The 13,144-nt window shown below is 72.1% G+C and carries 13 protein-coding genes; 8 read left to right on the forward strand and 5 right to left on the reverse strand.

Annotated features, from left to right (window positions below):
• Positions 1–41 precede the first annotated feature (41 nt).
• The gene (locus ACX80U_RS03250; RefSeq protein ID WP_459267391.1) at positions 42–596 is read left to right on the forward strand and encodes a helix-turn-helix domain-containing protein; all 555 of its coding nucleotides are present in this window, start codon (positions 42–44) and stop codon (positions 594–596) included.
• On the opposite strand, the gene ACX80U_RS03255 is transcribed toward ACX80U_RS03250, so the two are convergent.
• Positions 597–758, reverse strand: coding sequence for a hypothetical protein (locus ACX80U_RS03255; protein ID WP_459267392.1), 162 nt, complete (start codon positions 756–758; stop codon positions 597–599). It lies immediately after the preceding gene.
• 141 nt (positions 759–899) lie between these two features.
• On the opposite strand from ACX80U_RS03255, the gene ACX80U_RS03260 reads away from it, so the two are divergent.
• Positions 900–1,889: an LLM class flavin-dependent oxidoreductase gene (locus tag ACX80U_RS03260; protein WP_208740632.1), complete on the forward strand. Its 990-nt coding sequence runs from the start codon at positions 900–902 to the stop codon at positions 1,887–1,889.
• 210 nt (positions 1,890–2,099) lie between these two features.
• On the forward strand, positions 2,100–2,303 hold the full coding sequence (locus ACX80U_RS03265) for a cold-shock protein (protein WP_026533290.1): 204 nt from the start codon (positions 2,100–2,102) through the stop codon (positions 2,301–2,303).
• Positions 2,304–2,456: 153 nt separating this feature from the next.
• Here ACX80U_RS03265 and ACX80U_RS03270 read toward each other — a convergent pair whose 3' ends face one another.
• Positions 2,457–6,020, reverse strand: coding sequence for a TM0106 family RecB-like putative nuclease (locus ACX80U_RS03270; protein WP_459267627.1), 3,564 nt, complete (start codon positions 6,018–6,020; stop codon positions 2,457–2,459).
• A gap of 208 nt (positions 6,021–6,228) precedes the next feature.
• Between ACX80U_RS03270 and ACX80U_RS03275 the strand changes: the two genes are divergently transcribed.
• The 3 genes from ACX80U_RS03275 to ACX80U_RS03285 are packed head-to-tail and all read left to right on the forward strand — an operon-like array spanning position 6,229 to position 7,310.
• Positions 6,229–6,687: a DUF3817 domain-containing protein gene (locus tag ACX80U_RS03275; RefSeq protein ID WP_459267393.1), complete on the forward strand. Its 459-nt coding sequence runs from the start codon at positions 6,229–6,231 to the stop codon at positions 6,685–6,687.
• A 10-nt stretch (positions 6,688–6,697) separates the two neighbouring features.
• Positions 6,698–7,054 (forward strand): hypothetical protein, encoded by a 357-nt coding sequence (locus tag ACX80U_RS03280; RefSeq protein WP_459267394.1) that lies wholly within the window; start codon positions 6,698–6,700, stop codon positions 7,052–7,054.
• The gene (locus ACX80U_RS03285) at positions 7,047–7,310 is read left to right on the forward strand and encodes a DUF3253 domain-containing protein (protein WP_459267395.1); all 264 of its coding nucleotides are present in this window, start codon (positions 7,047–7,049) and stop codon (positions 7,308–7,310) included. Before ACX80U_RS03280 ends, ACX80U_RS03285 begins: the two co-directional genes overlap by 8 nt.
• A gap of 201 nt (positions 7,311–7,511) precedes the next feature.
• On the opposite strand, the gene ACX80U_RS03290 is transcribed toward ACX80U_RS03285, so the two are convergent.
• The 3 genes from ACX80U_RS03290 to ACX80U_RS03300 form a co-directional block, all read right to left on the reverse strand.
• Positions 7,512–8,540 (reverse strand): isopenicillin N synthase family dioxygenase, encoded by a 1,029-nt coding sequence (locus ACX80U_RS03290; RefSeq protein ID WP_459267396.1) that lies wholly within the window; start codon positions 8,538–8,540, stop codon positions 7,512–7,514.
• Positions 8,541–8,584: 44 nt separating this feature from the next.
• Positions 8,585–9,028 (reverse strand): DUF1232 domain-containing protein, encoded by a 444-nt coding sequence (locus tag ACX80U_RS03295; protein WP_459267397.1) that lies wholly within the window; start codon positions 9,026–9,028, stop codon positions 8,585–8,587.
• Between the two features lie 129 nt (positions 9,029–9,157).
• Positions 9,158–9,832, reverse strand: coding sequence for a TetR/AcrR family transcriptional regulator (locus ACX80U_RS03300; protein WP_459267398.1), 675 nt, complete (start codon positions 9,830–9,832; stop codon positions 9,158–9,160).
• Positions 9,833–9,897: 65 nt separating this feature from the next.
• On the opposite strand from ACX80U_RS03300, the gene ACX80U_RS03305 reads away from it, so the two are divergent.
• Positions 9,898–10,746 (forward strand): ATP-binding cassette domain-containing protein, encoded by an 849-nt coding sequence (locus ACX80U_RS03305; protein WP_459267399.1) that lies wholly within the window; start codon positions 9,898–9,900, stop codon positions 10,744–10,746.
• 3 nt (positions 10,747–10,749) lie between these two features.
• Positions 10,750–13,092 (forward strand): YhgE/Pip family protein, encoded by a 2,343-nt coding sequence (locus ACX80U_RS03310; RefSeq protein ID WP_459267400.1) that lies wholly within the window; start codon positions 10,750–10,752, stop codon positions 13,090–13,092.
• Positions 13,093–13,144: the final 52 nt, after the last annotated feature.

Here is a 13,144-nt window from a genome sequence, read left to right on the forward strand (position 1 = left end):
GAAGCGTTCTGTATACGGAACGGCAAGCGTAGGATGCAGGGATGCCCGAGGACAAGCCCACCCGCGATGTGTCGCCGCGGGCCGCCGTCGCCCGGCGCATCACGGAACTGCGACGAGCACAGGGGTTCACGCTGAGCGGTCTCGCGTCCCGCGCAGGCATCGGGAAGGGGACGCTGTCCGAGCTCGAGGCCGGCACCCGCAATCCGACGCTCGAGACGCTCTACGCGCTCGCCGGTCCACTCGGGGTGCCGCTCACGGGACTCGTGGGGGACGGAACCGGGCACAGCGTCCCGGACGGGGTCGTCGACGCCCGCCTGCTGACGGTCCGGACGCACGACGACGGCGGCACCACCGAGGTCTTCTGGCTCACCATCGCCGCGCGGGGCACGCGGGTCTCGCCGCCACACCGCCACGGCACCGTGGAGCATCTGCGGGTGGTACGGGGGACGGCCTGCGTGGGACCGTCGGGCGCCGAGGCGCTCGTCCGGGCAGGGGAGTCCTCCTCGTGGCCCGCCGACACCGGGCACACCTACGCGGCGAGGGACGGCAGCGCGCAGGGCGTCCTCACCATCGAGACGCCGCCCGGCGGACCCTGATCAGGTGGTGCGGGCCTGTTCCAGGCGCCGCTGCACGGCCTCCAGCTCATCGCTCAGGGACTGCAGGCGTTCGGTGTTCTGCTCGACGGCGAGTGCCCGGACGAGGTGGTCCTGGCGCTCCCGGAGCGCGGCTTCGGAGGTCTGCGGTTCGCTGTTCGGCATGGCCCCAGTCTGTCAGGGCGCCCTGCAGCGCGCGACCGCGCCGTCCTCGGGCGGGCGCAGGAAATAGATGCACCCGGGCAACCGTTCCCTCAAGAGGTCCGCGGCCCCCGCCGCGGTCCCGGAAATCGAGAGGTGCATCCCATGTCTGTCCCCCTGTCCATCCTGGATCTGGCGCAGGTCGCCGAGGGCTCGACGCCCGCCGAGACGTTCGCCTCCAGCGTGTCGCTCGCGCAGCACGCGGAATCGTGGGGCTACCGCCGGATCTGGTACGCCGAGCACCACAACATGGGCAGCATCGCGTCGTCGGCCACGAGCGTGCTGATCGCGCACGTCGCCGCCCACACGTCGACCATCCGCCTCGGAGCCGGCGGGGTCATGCTGCCCAACCACTCGCCGCTGACGATCGCGGAGCAGTTCGGCACCCTCGAGAGCCTGCATCCGGGGCGGATCGACCTCGGCCTCGGCCGGGCGCCCGGCAGCGACCAGGTCACCGCCCGTGCACTGCGTCGTGATCCGATGTCGGCCGACAGCTTCCCCTCCGACGTCCTCGAACTGCAGGGGTACCTGACCGGTGAGACGCGGGTCCCGGGTGTGCAGGCCACTCCCGGCAAGGGCACGAACGTCCCGCTGTACATCCTCGGCTCCTCCCTCTTCGGCGCCCGGCTCGCCGCCGCCCTCGGCCTGCCCTTCGCCTTCGCCTCCCACTTCGCACCGCAGGCCCTGCTGGACGCCGCAGCCATCTACCGCCGGGAGTTCACGCCGTCGGCGCAGGCGGAGAAGCCACACTTCATCGCCGGGGTCAACGTCATCGCGGCCGACAGCGCCACCGACGCCCACCACGAGTTCCACGAGGCGATGCTGCGACGCGTGACACTCCTCCTCGGGCGCGGGCAGACCTTCACCCGTGAGGAGTCCGAGGCAATCCTCGCGTCGCCGGGCGGCCAGCAGATGGCCGACATGGCGCGCTACAGCGCCGTGGGGACCCCCGACGTCGTCCGGGACTACCTGGAGCGCTTCAGCGACCGGATCGGGGCCGACGAACTCATCGTCGCGACCCAGGCCGGCACCACCGACGCCTGGCTGCGCTCCTTCGAATTGCTCGCCGGAACCATGCTCCCCGTCGCCGCCTGAGGGTCACGGATCAAAAAACCTTCGGACTCTGCTTGCCTTTACCCTCCAACGTTTGGTTAAGTGGATCCCGGTTGTAGTGTTGCGCATTTGTATTTCGCGCGGTTTAGCCCTCGCGGGATAGGCCGCGTCTCTGAAAAAGCGGACAAGCACGCCGCGACTGGGGCGTTCCGAAAGTCGGATCGCGTCTGAATTTCAGAAGGATAAACAAAAATGGCAACAGGTACCGTGAAGTGGTTCAACGCTGAAAAGGGCTTTGGATTCATTGCTCCCGACGACGGAAGCGCAGACGTGTTCGCACACTTCTCCGCCATCAACGCGAGCGGCTACCGCTCGCTCGATGAGAACCAGAAGGTCAGCTTCGACACCGAGCAGGGCCCCAAGGGTCCTCAGGCGTCGAACATCCAGCCCCTCTAAGGCTCGGATCTTCAACTAGATCTTTTCGTGGGAAGCAGGTCGGACTCCGGTCCGGCCTGCTTCTTCGTTAAGGGTCGGACCGCACGCGGCGTGGTCTGCTCCCGTCAGACGGCACCGCCCGGAGCGCGCCGTCCGCGTCGTCGATCCGCGCCGTCAGCCCGTGCCGTCGCAGAGGCCGATGAAGGCGCCGAGCTCCTCGAGCGCTGCCGGGGTCGCGGGCAGGTGATGGGTCAGCCGGGGGGAGCGGACGATGACCGCCCGCCACTGGCCGCGCGAGACGGCGACGTTGATCCGGTTGCGGTTCAGCAGGAAACCGATGCCCCGCGGTGCCTCGGCAGCGGACGACGCCGCCATGCTGACGATCACGACGGCGGCCTGCTGGCCCTGGAACCTGTCCACGGTCCCGACCCTGACGTTCCGATATCCCGCCGCGGACAGGGTCTCCCGGACGAGCTGTACCTGCGCGTTGTAGGCGGCCACCACCAGGAGGTCGGCCTGCCCCAGCGGTCGGGGCGGAGCCCCTGCGTCGGGCGTCCACGGCACGCCGAGGTGCCGCCGGACCTGGGCGAGGACCTCGGCAGCCTCCTCGACGGACGACGTGGCATTGCCGTCGTGGTCCACCGAGACGCACTCGATGCCGGGAGCCTGCCCGGCCAGGAGCCGCTCCCGCGCCGCAGGGGCCGTGGTGAGGCGGCCGTCGTAGGCGAAGCGGGAGACGGCGCGGCAGAGGTCCGGGTGCATGCGCCACGTGTCCGCGAGGAAGTAGCCGACGTCCGGCGGCAGGGTGGCGGCACCCGCCGAGAGCCAGCCCAGCGCCGAATCGTCGACCGGCTCGGGGTGGATCCCCTGGGTGACCTGCGGCAGCTGCTGCGGGTCACCCAGCAGGAGGAGCCTGCGGGCGGCCCGCGCGACGGCCATGGTGTTCGCCAGCGAGAACTGACCGGCCTCGTCGATGACCAGCAGGTCGAGCGATGCGGCGGGGACGGCACGGCCTGTCATCGTCCACGCCGTGCCGCCCACCAGGCAGCCGCCCTCCGCCTCGACGAGGCGGGCGACGTCGTCGTCCGAGCGCCGGCTCCACGGGGTCGCCGCGTCCGCCTCCTTCGGCTTCTTCGCCACGAGCTCCTCGGGGACGCCTGCCTCCATCGCCCGGCAGAGCAGGTTCTCGACGACGGCGTGGGACTGCGCCACGACGCCGACCTTCCAGCCGAGGCGTACCAGCCGTGCGACGACCTCCGCGCCGACGTGCGTCTTGCCCGTCCCGGGAGGCCCCTGGACGGCGAGATAGGAGCCCCGGAGCAGTCGCAGCGCGGTGGTGATCGCCTCCGCGTAGCCTCCGGTGCCGTGCGGGACGGCGGGCAGGGAGGCGCCGGCCGGCAGGCGCGGGGGGATCCGCCGGAGGAGGTCGAGCGCAGGTCCCGGGGGCAGGTCGGGCAGTGCCCGGCCCACGCGGTCCGCCAGTTCGACGAGCGCATCCTGCAGGGACCTCGTCAGCAGGGGCTGGTCGGGGGAGAGTGCCACGGGAAGCTCGGGCCGCGGTTCCGCACCGCGCCGGAGCTTCTCCCGGAGGACGGCCGTGGTGGTGCCGTCGCCGTCCTCTGTCAGGTCGAGCACCTCGATGCCGAACCAGCCGCCCCTCCCGCTGCCGCCGCTGTCCACGGTGTCGGCTCCGACCGGCACCGGGGCGTCGTAGATCGCGAAGTAGGAGGAGCCCTCACGGATGTCCGCTCCGGGCTGCAGGCGGGCCGTGCCCTTCAGGATCCGTACCGGGTTCGCACGGGATGTCGGTTTCGCCCAGTCCTCGACGACCTCGAGACTGCGGAACACCAGGACGTCCCGCGCCCGGTCCCACTCGTGGGCGGGGGAGGAGAGGCGGTCGAAGTGGGACCACCAGAACTGCTTGCGCTCCCGGCGGTGGTAGCCCACCGCGGCGGCGACGAGTGCCACGGCCTGCTGGTCGGGGTGCCGTGCCTCCTCCGGGGAGAGCCCATCGAGGTGATCCAGCAGCCTGGCCTCTTCGGGCGCGGGCCCGTAGGCGGGCAGGGCGTCCTCCGTGATGGCGGGCGGGACCGGCGGGCGCCGGCGGTCGGCGTGCCGCTCCTCCAGGTCGAGCAGCCAGTCGCGGAGCCGGAGCGTGGAGAGGCAGTCGTAGGTGTTGTAGTCGCTGATGCCGGCGAGGATCTCCGCCGCCGCTGCCTCGTCGCCGGCGTCGCGCGCCGTGCAGTAGGCCGCATAGGCCACCACCGAGGCTCCGGCGTCCGTCACGTCCCCGGAGCGGAGCGTGCTGCCCATGTAGAGCGGCTCGAGCTTCTTGAGGCTGTAGGAACGGTCGGAGATGCGGAGGCTGGAGCGCACCGTGTCATAGAGGTCCACGAGCACGCCGTCGCGCAGCAGCGTGTCCACGGCGTCCTCCCCGACCACGTGGACCAGCGACAGCCGGCGCAGAGCGGTCTTCTCGTAGGCGGCGTAGTGGTAGACGTGCAGGTCGGGGTACTGCTGCCGACGCTGCGCCACGTAGTCGAGGAAGCGGGTGAAGGCGCCGCGCTCCTGCGCGCGGCTGTGGGCCCAGAACGGGCGGAACGGAGGTTCGCCGCCGTCGTCGGCAGGCTGCTCCAGCACGCCGAACAGGTACTCGATGCCCCAGCTCCCGTCCGCCGGATCCTGCCACAGCGGATCGCCCTCGAAGTCGAAGAAGATGTCGCCCCTGCTCGGTGCGGGCAGGGTGGACAGCGTGTGCTGCGGGAGGACGCGGTAGGAGAGCGTCCGGTCCTCGCCGGCGGCGTCGCGGTAGGTGACGCCGCCGTCGACCTCGGCGAGGCCCACCTGCAGCCGCGCCTGCTCCTGCAGGCGGGTCAGGGACGGGTCCTCGGGACGCGGTGCCATGACCGCGAGCTGGTCGATGGTGGTGACGCCCTCGCCATTGAGCCGCGCCCGGCGCTCGCCCGTCATGGCGGCGACGAGCAGCAGGTCGCGCGTCGCCGCGACCTGCTCGGTGCAGTAGTCGCAGCGCCCGCAGGCGGTGTGGGTGGCGGCGCCCCACGTTACCGGGTCCGCCTGGTCCCGGTGGCCGTGGACGAGATCGAGGAAGCGGGACCGCCGCTCGCGGAACACGGGCAGCAGGTCGGGCAGGCTGTGGACACTGGTGGTGCGGTCGCCCAGCACCAGGGTCACCTCGGGCGACGTCGGGATGCCGGCCGCCTGCAGCTGGTCGCCGTAGGCGGCGAGCTGCAGCAGTGCGCCGACCTTCGCGTGGCGCGCGAGCTTGGTGTCCCAGACTGCGTAGGACCCGTCCTCCTGGCGGACGAGGAAGTCGGAGCGACCGTGGAACGTGCCGTCGAAGAAGGCGGCCTGGAAGACGACGGACGCCCCCGAGCGGAGCGCGCGGAGCGACTCCTCGTGCTTCTCCGCCAGCGTGGCGCGGTCCATGGACGCGGCCGGTTCGACGTCGTACACGCCCCGCGGGTTGCCCGGCGACCAGAGTCCGTGCTCGCCCACCAGCTCGTCGAGGACCCGGCGCTCGTGCACGTCGCCGAGGACGGCTGCCCGCTGCAGCATCGGGTCCGCCGGGAACTCCGCGCGCGGTGCCCGTCCCAGCTTCTCGTCGAGAACGCGCAGCAGCCGGTACCCGCACTCTGACGCCGTCACGAGGTCCGTCGCCGAGAAGACCAGATCGGGACGGCCGGTGCCGGAACCGCCGTCGGCGTCGAGCAGGAACATGGGCTGCGGAACCTCTCGTCGTGCCGGCAGGGACGGCCAGTCCATCACACCCCTCCGACGTCGACGCGACGGGCTCACGGTGGGGCCACGGCGGCTCCGCGCGGATCCACGGGGACCCTTCGGCACGCGACGCATCCCGGGGGAGGGCCAGTCAAGGATACGGGGATGGAAGAATTGGCACCATCCGACCACCGATCAGGAGCACGCCATGAATCCCCGCACGCTATTCCGCACCGTCGCAGTCGCGGAGGCGGTGACCTGGGCCTTCCTCCTGCTGGGCATGTTCTTCAAGTACGTCGCCCGCACCACCGAGGCGCTCGTGCCGCCGGCGGGAGCCGTGCACGGGTTCGTGTTCCTCTGCTTCGTGGTCACGACGGTCTTCATCTGGATCAACCAGCGCTGGTCGGTCCTGACGGGCCTGCTGGGACTCGCCTCGGCCATCGTCCCGTTCGCCACCGTCCCCTTCGAGCGGTGGATCGAGCGCCGCGGGCAGCTGGCCGGCGCCTGGCGGCTCGCACCGGGGGCGGAGGCACCCCGGAACCCGCTGGAGCAGGTCCAGGCGTGGGTGCTGCGGAGCCCGTTCGTCGCCCTGCTGGTCGCGGTGGTCGGCATCTCGGTGGTCTTCTCGGTGCTCCTGCTCGTCGGGCCTCCCGGGTCCTCGAGCTGACGGGCGGACCATGAAGGATCTGAGCGGCACGAGCGACGACGAACGGTTCTTCCTCTCCGGCGGACGCCGCTGGCGGAGGACCGATCCCTCGCTGCCCGAGGACGTGAAGGCGCGGCTCATGTCCCACCTCGGGCGCGGGCGCTCCGGGGTCCGCAACAGTGCGAAGGGCGACGACGGCGCGGCGCTGCCGCGGGCCCGACGCACCGTGCAGCTGGCGAAGGAAGGACTCGGTGAGCGGGGGACGCCGTGGTGGGAGCAGTCGGAGCCGGAGAGGAAGGCACGGTGGACCGCAGCGCTGAAGGAACTCGATGCGCTGCACCCGCCTCGACCCGACGGTCCGGCGCGGAAGCGATCCGGCGATGGGTGAACGTGCTGCCGACGAGGTGTTGCGGGCGGAGATCCTGCGCATCGCGGAGCAGCGCGGCAGCGACAAGACGCTGTGCCCGTCGGATGCCGCCCGGAGCATCGGCGGCGGACAGTGGCGGGACCTCATGTCTGCCGCACGCCGCATCGCGTTCGAGCTGGCTGCCGAGGGGCGGGTCGACGTGACCCAGAAGGGCGAGGTGGTGGAGCCCGACGCCCGCGGACCCATCCGTATCCGCTGGGTGGCCGGTCCCGCGTAGGACGCACGGGACGTTCTTCGGGATGAGGACCGTCAGGGGGCCGCCGGCCGCAGGAGGATGATGCCCGGGTGTCGCCGATGAGCGCGCAGCGCGTTCATCCGCCGGACGAGGGGGCGATCAGGATCTGGCCGGGCACCCTGATCGAGGCGCCCTGACGGCGGCACCCGCGCGGGTGCCGCCGTCGTGTGCTGCTGAGTGCGGCTACCTCGGGAGGAGCTCCGGGTGATGGAGCTCGGTGACGTCCGGGTGTGCGCGCAGGCGGCCCTTGAGCACGTTCGAGCCGTAGGACGAGAGCATGGGGTTCTCGGGGTCGTCCGAGATGCCGCGTGCGGCAGCCCTCAGCTCGTCCGTGAGGGGCACGGGCTCGATCACGGCGTCCAGGCGAGGCGACCAGAAGAACGGGATGGCGTAGCGGTCCACGCCGGGCGCAGGGGAGGTCACACGGTGGATGGTGGCCGCGAGGTAGCCCTCGGTGGCCACCTCGAGCATCTCGCCCAGGTTGACCACGAGGGCCCCGGGGATCGGCGTGACGGGCACCCACTCGTCCGTGCTGTGGGGGAGGACCTCGAGGCCGCCCACCTCGTCCTGCAGCAGGAGCGTCACGAAGCCGTAGTCGGCGTGGGCTCCGACGCCCTGCGACCCGGCGCCCTCGACGACGCCGCCGACGTAGTGCACGAGCTTGGCCATCCAGGCGGGAGTGCGCTCGAAGGGCTCCGCGAAGTAGTCCTCGGGCAGGTGGAGGGCGACGGCGATGGCCGAGAGCAGCTCGGCGCCCACGGTGGACATCAGCCCGGCCCAGGCCATGGCCTGTTCCTCGAGTTCGGGCAGCGCCTCGCGCGGCCACAGGTTGGGGCCCTGGAGCAGCCAGTACGGCTCGTCGGCAGGGTAGTCGCCGAGCGCCTCGCGCTCGGGGGAGAAGTCGATCTGCTCGCGGGCGTCGGGCCGGCCGCGCGTGATCTCGGTGCCGAGGCCGGCGTACCCGCGGAAGTGCGGCGACGACTGGTTGTGGATCTTCAGCCGCTCCTCGAGCGGTAGGTCGAAGAACCGGCGCGTGACGGAGAACAGGTCGTCCACCTGGGTGGGCGCTGCACCGTAGTGGATGACGTGGAAGAAGCCGACGGTGTGGGCGGCTTCGCGCAGTTCCTCGATGAAGCCGGGGTTGAAGGAACCATCGGCGGAACGTGCGGTACTGAGGTCAAGAGTGGGGATCGATCCCGGAGAGTGCTGCATGCGGAGGAGATTACGCCCGTTCAAAAGCCGGTCCTTCCTTTAAGTTACGCCGTATTGCGGCCGGGCCCGCCCGCGTCGGGATCCCTGAGGCCCGCCAGCCTGCGGACCAGGCGGAGGCCGCCGTCGGAGCCCGGCCAGTGCCGCTGCAGCGCGTCCGGGCCCGCGCCGCGCACCACGGCGCGCAGGACGACGGCGACGAGGACGACGTCGTCCGCGTATCCGATGACGGGCAGGATGTCGGGGACGAGGTCGATCGGCAGGACCAGGTACACCACGAGGCCCACGAGCAGGATCCGCACCCGCCGGGGGACGGCAGGGTCCGCAGCGAGGCGCCGCACGAGCCGCAGGAGGTCGGGCCCGAGGCGCACCACGTCGGCCGGCGACAGGACCTCCGGGTGCCGCCGCGCGTACACGGCCAGGAAGAGGAGGAAGGCCGCATAGGTGGCGAGGACGGCGACGGCGATGCGCAGCAGTACGTCCCAGTCCATGCCCGTCCTTCCCGTGCGGCTTCCGAGGGCGGCCCGCGTGCCGGGGTGTCGCGTCCGGCGGCGCCGGTACCTCCGTCGGCGCCCGGGACCACGGTACCCCCACCGGCTCCGTGGGCAGCGGCGTGGATGCTAGGCCGCGAGGGCCGCGTGCAGGACGGCCGCGATGCTGTCGGTGATCTGCTCCTCGGTGACGGCTTCGGGGTCCGCGGCGCACTCCACGGCCATGCCGTTCACGGTGGCCAGCAGGATGGTCGCGAACACGGTGTAGTGCTCGGGGTCCGACGGCGCGCCGAAGGCGGCCGCCCGCTCGGCCAGTGTCGTGGCGAGCAGCAGGCGGCGGTTGCGGCGGTGCTCGCGGAAGACGGCGCCCACCTCCGGGTCGCGGCCGGCCTGCAGCGCGAACTCGACGACGAGGGCGTGCCAGCGCTGCTCCCGCAGGACTCCGCGGGCGAGGTAGCGGGCGGTGTGCAGGACGGTCTCGTCCAGCGACGTCACGTCATCGAGCTGACTGAGGACGTCCGCGGCGGTGTCGGCCAGCCGTTCGCCGAGCAGGGTGGCGAACAGTTCCTGCTTGGAGCCGAAATTGGAGTAGACGGCGCCCTTCGTGTACCCGGCGCGTTCGGCGATGGTGTCGAGCCGGGCTGCCACGTAGCCGATCTCCTCGAAGACCTCCAGGGCCGCGGCGAGCAGGCCCGCGCGGACGTCCTCGCGGCGCGGGCGACGCCGCGGCCTGTCCGCCGTCCTGCTCGATGCTGCCGTACCCGATGCTGCCGTACCCGATGCTGCCGTACCCGATGCTGTCATGTGTCCTCCTCCACTTACGATACCATTGGTATTGAATACTCTCGGTATTGAAATGAAGGACCGCGATGACCCTCTCCCTGCTCCCTCCGAACGATGCCTCCCGGACGCATCCCGCTCCGGCCCTCGAGGCTGAGGACCTGATGCTGCGCGCCGGGCAGCGGACCATCTTCGAGGGCGTTTCCCTCCACATCGCCGCCGGATCGCTCGCGGTCCTGGCCGGCGCCTCCGGGACCGGCAAGAGCGCCCTCGCACTGGCGCTCGCGGGACGGCTGCCCGTCACCTCGGGGCGCATGACGGTCCTCGGCCTCGCACTGCCGCGCTCTGCAGGAGCCGTGCGGCGGAGGGTCGGCTTCACGGGCAACGCCACCGTGGTGCCGCTGGACGAGACGCTCACGGTGAAGCACCATGTGGCCGAGGCACTCACGCTCGCCGGGCCGTGGTGGAAACGCTCCGCATCACGCCACCGGGTGGACCGCACCATCACCGCAGCCAATGACCTGCTCACCGCGCTCGGGGACGCGCTCGGCGACGACGCGGCGGTGAAGGCGCTCGCCCAGGCACGCCTGCACCGCACCGAACTCGTCCGCGATGCGTCGCCCGTGGCGCGATTCACGCTGAGCCTCGTCCTCGCCCTCGTCTCCGGCCCCGACCTCCTCGTCGTCGACGATGTCGACCAGCTCCGCACCGCAGACGAACGCCGTGCAGCGTGGGCCGCCCTCCTGACCCTGGAACGCACCCGGGACCGGAACGGCATGCCGCTGACCATCGTCGCCACCTGCCAGGACCGGCAGGAACTGGACGACGTCCTCGACGCCGGGCACCCCCTCGGTGCGCTTCCCCTGCGCCCCGTCCACGTCCACGTCCTCGGCGCCTCCTCGCCCTCCGCAGCACCCACGACCCCCGAAATCAGGTAACCCGTGTTCTCCCTGCTCCGCACGGAACTCTCCCGTTTCCGCATCACCCTGAAGTCCAGGGCCGCGCTGCTGGTCATCGCGATCATCCCTGCGCTGTACGGCGGGCTCTACCTCGCCGCCAACTGGGACCCCACGGGCCAGCTCGGGAACCTCACGGCCGCCGTGGTCGACGAGGACCAGCCGGCCGTCTCGACCGGCCCGGACGGCGCGGAGACCACCGTCTCGGCGGGGGCGGATCTCGCCGAACGACTGACCTCCTCCGACGACGCCGGCTTCACCTGGGTCGCCGTCAGCGCCGACGACGCCCGGGAGGGCCTCGACGACGGCACCTACGCGGCGACCCTCGGGATTCCCGCCGACTTCTCGTCGCGGCTCGCCTCGATCGGCGGAGATGCCCCGGCCCAGGCGATGCTCGACATCACCACCAACGACGCCGACAGCTACATCGTCGGCCAGGTCGGCAACACCATCGCCGCGAACCTGCAGCGCCAGGTGCGGTCCGGCGCAACCGAGGACTACCTCGACAGCATCTACCTCGGCTTCTCCTCGCTCCACGGCAGCCTCACGGAGGCCGGCGAAGGCGCCGGCAGGATCGCCGACGGCGCACAGGGCGCGGACGAGGGATCGGCCGCGCTCGTCGTCGGACTGGGCAGCCTCGTCGACGGCAGCGCCGAGCTGTCCTCCGGGAGCGCCCAGGTCGCCGGCGGTGCAGCCGACCTCTCGACCGGTGCAGCCGACCTCGCCGGCGGCCTGCAGCAACTCGACACGGCGACGGCGGACCTCGTGCCGCAGTCGCAGCAGCTGGCCGAGGGTGCGGACACCGCGGCCGCCGGAGGGGCAGCCCTCGAGTCCGGAGCCGCCCAGGTCGCCGCCGGCACGCGAGCGGTGGCCGACGGCGCCGCCCGGTCCGCCACGTCCGCGGCCGGCCTGGCCGACGGTCTCGGCGATGTCGCTGCCGGCGTCATGCAGGTCGGGAACGGGGCCGATGCCCTCTCCGCAGGCGTCACCCAGCTCGGGGCGGGGGCGGGTCAGGCTGCTACGGGCTCCCGTGCCGTCGCCGACGGGCTCGTCCAGCTCGCCGCGGGCTACGGCTCCCTCCCCGAACCCGAGCGGCTCGCAGCCCTCCAGCGCCTCGCCTCCGTCGCCGACACCGCCGCGACCGGCAGCGAGCAGGTCGCGGCCGGCACGGGAGGCCTCGCCACCTCGGCCGCCGACCTCGCCGCCGGCGCCGCGACCGCCGCCGGCGGGGCGTCCGCAGCCGCTGACGGGGCCGCCCTCCTCGCCACAGGAACACAGACCCTCGCGACGGGGGCGAAGGACACCGCGACCGGTGCCGGCGACGTCTCGCAGGGTGCGTCCGATCTCGCGGACGGGACAGCGCGGCTGCAGGCAGCAACCGCCACGCTCTCCGGCAGCACGCCGGCACTCCGGAGCGGCATCGTGTCGGCGTCGGACGGCGCCGACCGCCTCGCCACGGGAGCCGCCACGCTCAGCAGCGGGGCAACAGAGGTCGCCGGGGGAGCCTCGACGCTGGCGGACGGGTCCGGGCAGGCGTACGACGGCGCGACCGCGCTCGAGGACGGACTCGGGACGCTGGCCGGCGGCTCACAGGACCTCGCCCGGCAGCTCGAGCAGGGCGCCGGGGAGGTGCCGGACCACGACGACGCGGCGCGCTCGGTGCTGAGCGGCGTCGGCGCATCACCGGTGTCGATCGAGCGCACCCACACGAACGCGGTCGACGCCTATGGAGAGGGTATGGCCCCCTACTTCATCCCGCTGGCCCTGTGGGTCGGCGGCATCGTGACCTACACGGTGCTCCGGGCCGTGTCGCCGCGCGCACTCGCCTCCACGGCTGCGTCCTGGCGCGTGTCCGCCGCGGGGTACCTGCAGGGCGCGCTCTTCGCGGTGCTGCAGGCCCTCGTGCTGCTCGGGATCCTGGTGGCCGGCGTCGGCCTGACCTCTCCCCATCCGGTGGCGCTGGTGGCCTTCACGATCCTCACGGCGCTCGTCTTCACCGCCATCCACCAGGCGCTCGTCGCGCTCCTCGGGGGCGTCGGCCGGCTCGTAGCGCTCGTGCTGCTGATGCTGCAGCTCACGTCGGCGGGCGGCACCTATCCCGTGGCGACCGCGCCGGGCTTCTTCCAGTTCCTCAGCCCGCTGCTGCCGATGACGCATGCCGTCGAGGGGCTGCGCCACCTCATCGCCGGTGGCGACCTCGGCGTCGTGTGGATCGCGGCGGCGCAGCTGCTCGTCTTCTTCGTGCTCGCGGCCGCCCTGTCGGTGCACGCGACCCACCGCAACCGGTCCTGGTCGCTGGAGAAGCTGCACCCCAGCCTCGCCATCTGACAACCCGTCCTCCCCCCGGAGGCCGAATGCGCCCTCCGGCGAGACCTTATAG

The sequence above is a fragment of the Arthrobacter sp. TmT3-37 genome (assembly GCF_054510835.1).

Bases quoted from the DNA above. Each gene is read 5' to 3' on its own strand.
- ACX80U_RS03250 (WP_459267391.1), top strand. From the start codon at position 42: ATGCCCGAGGACAAGCCCACCCGCGATGTGTCGCCGCGGGCCGCCGTC.
- ACX80U_RS03255 (WP_459267392.1), bottom strand. From the start codon at position 758: ATGCCGAACAGCGAACCGCAGACCTCCGAAGCCGCGCTCCGGGAGCGC.
- ACX80U_RS03260 (WP_208740632.1), top strand. From the start codon at position 900: ATGTCTGTCCCCCTGTCCATCCTGGATCTGGCGCAGGTCGCCGAGGGC.
- ACX80U_RS03265 (WP_026533290.1), top strand. From the start codon at position 2,100: ATGGCAACAGGTACCGTGAAGTGGTTCAACGCTGAAAAGGGCTTTGGA.
- ACX80U_RS03270 (WP_459267627.1), bottom strand. From the start codon at position 6,020: ATGTTCCTGCTCGACGCCGACGGCGGTTCCGGCACCGGCCGTCCCGAT.
- ACX80U_RS03275 (WP_459267393.1), top strand. From the start codon at position 6,229: ATGAATCCCCGCACGCTATTCCGCACCGTCGCAGTCGCGGAGGCGGTG.
- ACX80U_RS03280 (WP_459267394.1), top strand. From the start codon at position 6,698: ATGAAGGATCTGAGCGGCACGAGCGACGACGAACGGTTCTTCCTCTCC.
- ACX80U_RS03285 (WP_459267395.1), top strand. From the start codon at position 7,047: ATGGGTGAACGTGCTGCCGACGAGGTGTTGCGGGCGGAGATCCTGCGC.
- ACX80U_RS03290 (WP_459267396.1), bottom strand. From the start codon at position 8,540: ATGCAGCACTCTCCGGGATCGATCCCCACTCTTGACCTCAGTACCGCA.
- ACX80U_RS03295 (WP_459267397.1), bottom strand. From the start codon at position 9,028: ATGGACTGGGACGTACTGCTGCGCATCGCCGTCGCCGTCCTCGCCACC.
- ACX80U_RS03300 (WP_459267398.1), bottom strand. From the start codon at position 9,832: ATGACAGCATCGGGTACGGCAGCATCGGGTACGGCAGCATCGGGTACG.
- ACX80U_RS03305 (WP_459267399.1), top strand. From the start codon at position 9,898: ATGACCCTCTCCCTGCTCCCTCCGAACGATGCCTCCCGGACGCATCCC.